7 protein-coding genes and 1 pseudogene are annotated in these 4,711 nt (G+C 65.0%); 2 read left to right on the top strand and 6 right to left on the bottom strand.

Annotated features, from left to right (window positions below; all coding sequences use genetic code 11):
* Window positions 1-330, bottom strand: a pseudogene (locus JaAD80_RS25845) (phosphoribosylanthranilate isomerase); the annotation flags it as partial.
* A gap of 126 nt (window positions 331-456) precedes the next feature.
* Here JaAD80_RS25845 and JaAD80_RS25840 point away from each other — a divergent pair.
* Window positions 457-684, top strand: coding sequence for a hypothetical protein (locus JaAD80_RS25840; RefSeq protein ID WP_077402374.1), 228 nt, complete (start codon window positions 457-459; stop codon window positions 682-684).
* Window positions 685-791: 107 nt separating this feature from the next.
* Window positions 792-1,196 (top strand): hypothetical protein, encoded by a 405-nt coding sequence (locus JaAD80_RS25835; protein ID WP_102298827.1) that lies wholly within the window; start codon window positions 792-794, stop codon window positions 1,194-1,196.
* A gap of 183 nt (window positions 1,197-1,379) precedes the next feature.
* Here the strand turns inward: JaAD80_RS25835 and JaAD80_RS25830 are convergent, their stop codons facing one another.
* The 5 genes from JaAD80_RS25830 to JaAD80_RS25810 all read right to left on the bottom strand — a co-directional run.
* Window positions 1,380-2,414 carry an RNA methyltransferase gene (locus tag JaAD80_RS25830; RefSeq protein WP_102298825.1) on the bottom strand — a complete coding sequence of 345 codons (1,035 nt, stop codon included), beginning with the start codon at window positions 2,412-2,414 and terminating at the stop codon, window positions 1,380-1,382.
* A gap of 65 nt (window positions 2,415-2,479) precedes the next feature.
* A complete protein-coding gene (locus tag JaAD80_RS25825; protein WP_102298824.1) occupies window positions 2,480-2,821 on the bottom strand; it encodes a zinc ribbon domain-containing protein YjdM in 342 nt (113 codons plus the stop codon).
* 92 nt (window positions 2,822-2,913) lie between these two features.
* On the bottom strand, window positions 2,914-3,903 hold the full coding sequence (gene dmeF, locus JaAD80_RS25820) for a CDF family Co(II)/Ni(II) efflux transporter DmeF (RefSeq protein WP_102298822.1): 990 nt from the start codon (window positions 3,901-3,903) through the stop codon (window positions 2,914-2,916).
* A gap of 10 nt (window positions 3,904-3,913) precedes the next feature.
* Complete coding sequence (locus tag JaAD80_RS25815; protein ID WP_102298820.1) at window positions 3,914-4,189, bottom strand: metal/formaldehyde-sensitive transcriptional repressor; 276 nt, start codon at window positions 4,187-4,189, stop codon at window positions 3,914-3,916.
* A gap of 125 nt (window positions 4,190-4,314) precedes the next feature.
* Window positions 4,315-4,711: TlpA disulfide reductase family protein (locus JaAD80_RS25810; RefSeq protein WP_146012541.1), on the bottom strand; the 397-nt coding region annotated here is incomplete at its 5' end.

Genomic DNA, 4,711 nt, shown 5'->3' with positions numbered 1-4,711 from the left:
GTGGATCACCTGCACGCGCCGCACCTGCGGCAGCAAGCGGGCCAGTTCCGCCACTTCGCCAGGATCGACATGGCCGACGATCTGCACGGTCGATGGCTGCGTGACGCGCACCTGCTGCGCGATGGCTTGCGCCGTCGTCTCGGATGTCAGCAAAAACGTGGCCACGGGCGGCGGGGTCCAGGCGGCGATCTGCGCGATGCGCGCATCGGGAATGGCGCCGGGGCCGGACGGCATGGCCGCCACCAGGCCCAGCGCGTCGGCGCCGGCGGCAATCGCCAGTTGCGCTTCGTCGATGGAAGCGATACAGCAGATCTTGATGCGGGTTCTCATGGCCTGGGATGTTCGAGTTGGATGGTCAACATTACAACACGGCGCAGCGCGCACGCCAAGGCACGCGGTCAAGGCCGCGCGCGATTGTGTGCCAGAATGAGTCCTTGCCCACTTCCCGAGGAACCCATGGCCGACTACAAGAACCCCAGCTACGTGGCCCGCTCCATGCACCCGCGCTTCGATGAGCTGACCTCGCCCGGCGAAGCCGTGCCGTATTCAGGCATCTACCGCTGCGACGGCTGCGCGCACGAAATCGTCTCGACGGAAGGCCACGTCATGCCGCCGCAAAACCACCACCAGCACAGCAGCGAGCAGGGGCCGATCCGCTGGCGCCTGATCGTCAGCCCGCGCTGATGCCGCTTGTTGCCGGGCGATGCTGCGGCGCAGATTGACAGGCGCCAGGCGCCGGCCGATACTGGATTTTTCCGCAGTTGCTCCTCGAACGCCTCTGGAACACCAGCATGCGCATTGTCGATTTTGAAGTCCGCAAGGAGTGCCCGCGGCAGCTGTGCGACTGCGAACGCGAGCAGCTGCTGCACGATCCGCTGGCGGACATCGCCATCCTGCGCCTGAACCTGACGGAAGAAAAGCGCCTGCTCGCGCACATCGAGAACATCGGCGACTATGCGCAGCTGAAGAAACTGCAGCAGCGCCTGCGCGACAACCTGGGCGTGGAACTGCAGATCGCGCCTGGCAGCGGCGAAGTACGCACCGTGCGCGGCTTCCAGATACGCCTGCTGGAACAACCGGGCCTGTGCCGCAAGACACGCGCAGCCATCCCCGCCGCCGTGCGCCGCTGCCTGGCCGCGCATCCCGAGATCGCGTTTGCGATCCTGAATGAAAACGATTTGCTGGGTGGCGTGTGAGCCGGGTAGGCCGGATTAGCGGGCGCCGCGTAATCCGACAAGCTCAGATACGCTGGCAAAGAGTCGGATTACGCGGCTGGGATTGCGAGAGAGCGTCACGTAGGCCGGATTGGCGGGCACCGCGTAATCCGACACCATGGTTGGCGCATGTGCGAATGTCGGATTACGCTCCGCTAATCCGACCTACGCCGTCACGCTGGCACGGATGGGAATGACCTTGCCTTTCGCCGCGCGCGCGCGCAGCTGGCCGCAGCCGCCCTCCACATCCTGCCCGGCCGAATCGCGCAGCTTGGTCAGCACGCCACGCGCGTGCAGGGCGGCCGCAATGGCGCGCGCCTTTTCCCAGCTGGGGCGCCGGAACGGCAGATCGTCGATGGTGTTGTACGGAATCATGTTGAGCACCGCGTACTTGCCCTTCAAGAGTTCGACGATGCCATCCATCTCGTCGTCACCATCGTTCACGCCTTCCATCAGCGTCCACTGGTACTGCACCGGATAGCCGGTCAGGCGCGCATACGACTCGCCGAAGTCCACCAGTTCGCGCGGCGACAGCCTTGGCGCGCGCGGCAGCAGCTGTTCGCGCAGCGCCGGCTTGGTCGTGTGCAAAGACAACGCCAAGGCCGGCTTGACCCGCCCTTGCGGCAGGCGCTCGAAGGCGCGCGGGTCGCCCACGGTGGAAAACACCAGGTTCTTGTGGCCGATATTGCCTTCAGTGCCCAGCAGTTCGATGGCTTCCATCACATTAGACAGGTTATGCGCGGGCTCGCCCATGCCCATGAAGACAACTTTCTTCACGGGCCGCAGGGTGCGCGCCAGTACCACCTGGGCGACGATTTCGCCGCTGCTGACTTGCCGTATCAGGCCGTCGCGCCCCGTCATGCAGAACTGGCAGCCAACGGCGCAGCCGACCTGGCTGGACACGCACAGGCCATCGCGCGGCAGCAGCACGCTTTCCACCGTCTGGCCATCGTGCAGGCCCACCAGCAGGCGCGCCGAACCGTCCGCGCCCGGGTGGCTGCTCAACAGTTTCAGCATGCCCTGCAATTCCGCGTCCAGCGCGGGCAAGGCCACGCGCACGGGCAGCGGCAGGAAATCCTCGGCGCGGCGCCGGCCCTGGTCGTGCGGCTGCGCCTGTATCCAGTCGCGCAGCACGCGCTGTTCGTGCAAGGGCTTGGCGCCCAAGGCGCGCAGGCGCTGGCGGATGGTGTCGATTTGCATGGCGTCTGAATAAAGAACGGCGCGCCGGCAGGATTGCGAGGCGCGCCGCGTATGGCAATAAAAGCTTAGACTTTTTTCACGAACTCGGTCTTCAGGCTCATGGAACCGAAGCCATCGATCTTGCAGTCGATATCGTGGTCGCTGTCGACCAGGCGGATGTTCTTGACTTTGGTGCCCATCTTGACGACACCGCCGCCGCCCTTCAATTTCAAATCCTTGATGACGCTGACCGTGTCGCCGTCCTGCAGGATGTTGCCGGCCGCATCGCGGTATACCCGGGCGCCCTCTTCCACCGCCTCGCCAGCCGTGGCCGACCATTCATGCGCGCACTCGGGGCAGATCAGCTGGCTGCCGTCTTCGTACGTGAATTCGGATGTGCATTGTGGGCATGGGGGTAATGTGCTCATACTTCTCTCTGTCTGGTGAACAGCGCTGTGCTGTAAAAGCCGACAGTATACTGCCTACGCCCCGCATCAGCGTGCTTTTTTCACCATCATTATCAAGTCCGGCGCACAATCTCGATGGTGCTGTGGACGATTTCCTCATGCATGCCGATGCGCGCGCGCAGCCGGGCCGCCGTCAGGCTGGCATCGCGGCTGACCACCGATAGCGCGCACGAGTACAACTGCTTGCCAACCCGCCAGACGTGCAGGTCGACGATGCGTGGCGTATCGCCGTCCTGCTCGACTTCCACGGCTTCGCGGATTTCGGCCACCACCGGGTGGTCCATCTCGCGGTCCAGCAAAACCTTGCCCGTCTCCTGCATCAGTTTTTTCGCCCACAGCGCCACCAGCACGGCGCCGGCGATACCCATCACGGGGTCGAGCCAGTTCCAGCCATACAGCCAGGCGCCGCCCAGCGCGACAATGGCCAGCACGGAGGTGGCCGCATCGGCCAGCACGTGCACATACGCGGCCTTCATGTTCAGGTCTTCGCCATGGTCATGGCCATGGTGATCGTGGCCGTGGTGGCCGTGGTGGTCGTGACCGTGATGATCGTGGCCATGGTGGTGATCGTGGTCATGATGCCCGCCGAGGATCAGCGCGCACACCAGGTTGACCGCCAGGCCGAAGCTGGCCACCGCCATCGCCTGCGGATAATGGATCGCCTGCGGCGAGAACAGGCGCTCGATCGAGGCCACCACCATCAGCACGGCCACGCCCAGCAGCAGGATGGCGCTGGTATAGCCGGCCAGCACTTCGATCTTCCAAGTGCCGAAGGCAAAGCGCGGGTCGCGCGCATAGCGGCGCGCAGCCGCATACGCAAACGCGGCCAGGCCGATGGCCAGCGCGTGCGAACTCATATGCCAGCCGTCGGCCAGCAGTGCCATGGAGTTGTACCACCAGCCGGCGGCAATCTCCAGCACCATCGTGGCCAGGGTGATCCACATGACGATGCGCGCGCGGCGTTCGGCCTTGCCATTGCTGCTGTCAAAAACGTGATCGTGCTGCCAGGCGGAGAGGTCTTCCTTGAGGGATGGGGCGTGCATGGCGTGCTCCTTATTTGAGATAGGTGCGCAGGATGCCGGCGATGTCGTCGGCGCCCCGGCTCCGCTCGTCGGCGGAAATATCGGGACTGGCGACGTGTTCGCGCAGGTGCTCTTCGATGACTTCGGCCATCAGGCCATTCACGGCGCCGCGCACGGCGGCGATCAGCTGCAGCACCTCGCCGCAATCGCGCCCCTCTTCCAGGCCCCGCTCGAGTCCTTCCACCTGTCCCCGAATACGCTTCACGCGATTGAGCAGCTTGGTCTTGTTGTGCGCCGTGTGTCCCATGTCTTCATCCTGAAAAATACTATAGGGGGGTATAGTATCAGAAAGCGTGCGGCATGCGGCATGCGGCAAGGCATAAAAAAAGCCGCGCATCCTCGACGATGGGCGGCCCGGTGAGCGGGAATGCGCTACGGCGCGGGCGGCGCGATCTTCTGCAATTTGCTGGCCAGCGAGGCATCGGACAATTCACCGAGATGGGTATCGGCCAGCCGCCCCCTGGCGTCATAGAACAGGGTGGTCGGCAAGGCGGAGGAACCGGCCGCCTTGCCCAGCGCCGCCTCGCTGTCGAGCACCACATTGCGCAGCGCCAGGCCGGAAGGCGCCAAAAAGGCGTTGGCGGCCGCTGCATCCTCGCGCTGGTTGGCGTACACGAAAACGATATCGGCGCGCGCCTGCTGCGCGGCGGCCAGCACGGGCATCTCGCGCCGGCATGGCGGGCACCAGCTGGCCCACAGGTTGACCACCATGGGCTTGCCGGCGGCCAGCGCCGCCAGGCTGACGGACTCGCCGTCCAGCGTGCGCAGC

Source organism: Janthinobacterium sp. AD80 (assembly GCF_002878455.1).
Classification (GTDB): Bacteria; Pseudomonadota; Gammaproteobacteria; order Burkholderiales; family Burkholderiaceae_D; genus Janthinobacterium.
The sequence above is the reverse complement of the archived record's forward strand: the minus strand, read 5'-3'. Positions and strand labels throughout refer to the sequence as shown.

Excerpts from the sequence above, each read along its gene's own strand:
- JaAD80_RS25825 (WP_102298824.1), bottom strand. The coding sequence starts at position 2,821 with ATGAGCACATTACCCCCATGCCCACAATGCACATCCGAATTCACGTAC.
- JaAD80_RS25835 (WP_102298827.1), top strand. The coding sequence starts at position 792 with ATGCGCATTGTCGATTTTGAAGTCCGCAAGGAGTGCCCGCGGCAGCTG.
- JaAD80_RS25840 (WP_077402374.1), top strand. The coding sequence starts at position 457 with ATGGCCGACTACAAGAACCCCAGCTACGTGGCCCGCTCCATGCACCCG.
- dmeF (WP_102298822.1), bottom strand. The coding sequence starts at position 3,903 with ATGCACGCCCCATCCCTCAAGGAAGACCTCTCCGCCTGGCAGCACGAT.
- JaAD80_RS25830 (WP_102298825.1), bottom strand. The coding sequence starts at position 2,414 with ATGCAAATCGACACCATCCGCCAGCGCCTGCGCGCCTTGGGCGCCAAG.
- JaAD80_RS25815 (WP_102298820.1), bottom strand. The coding sequence starts at position 4,189 with ATGGGACACACGGCGCACAACAAGACCAAGCTGCTCAATCGCGTGAAG.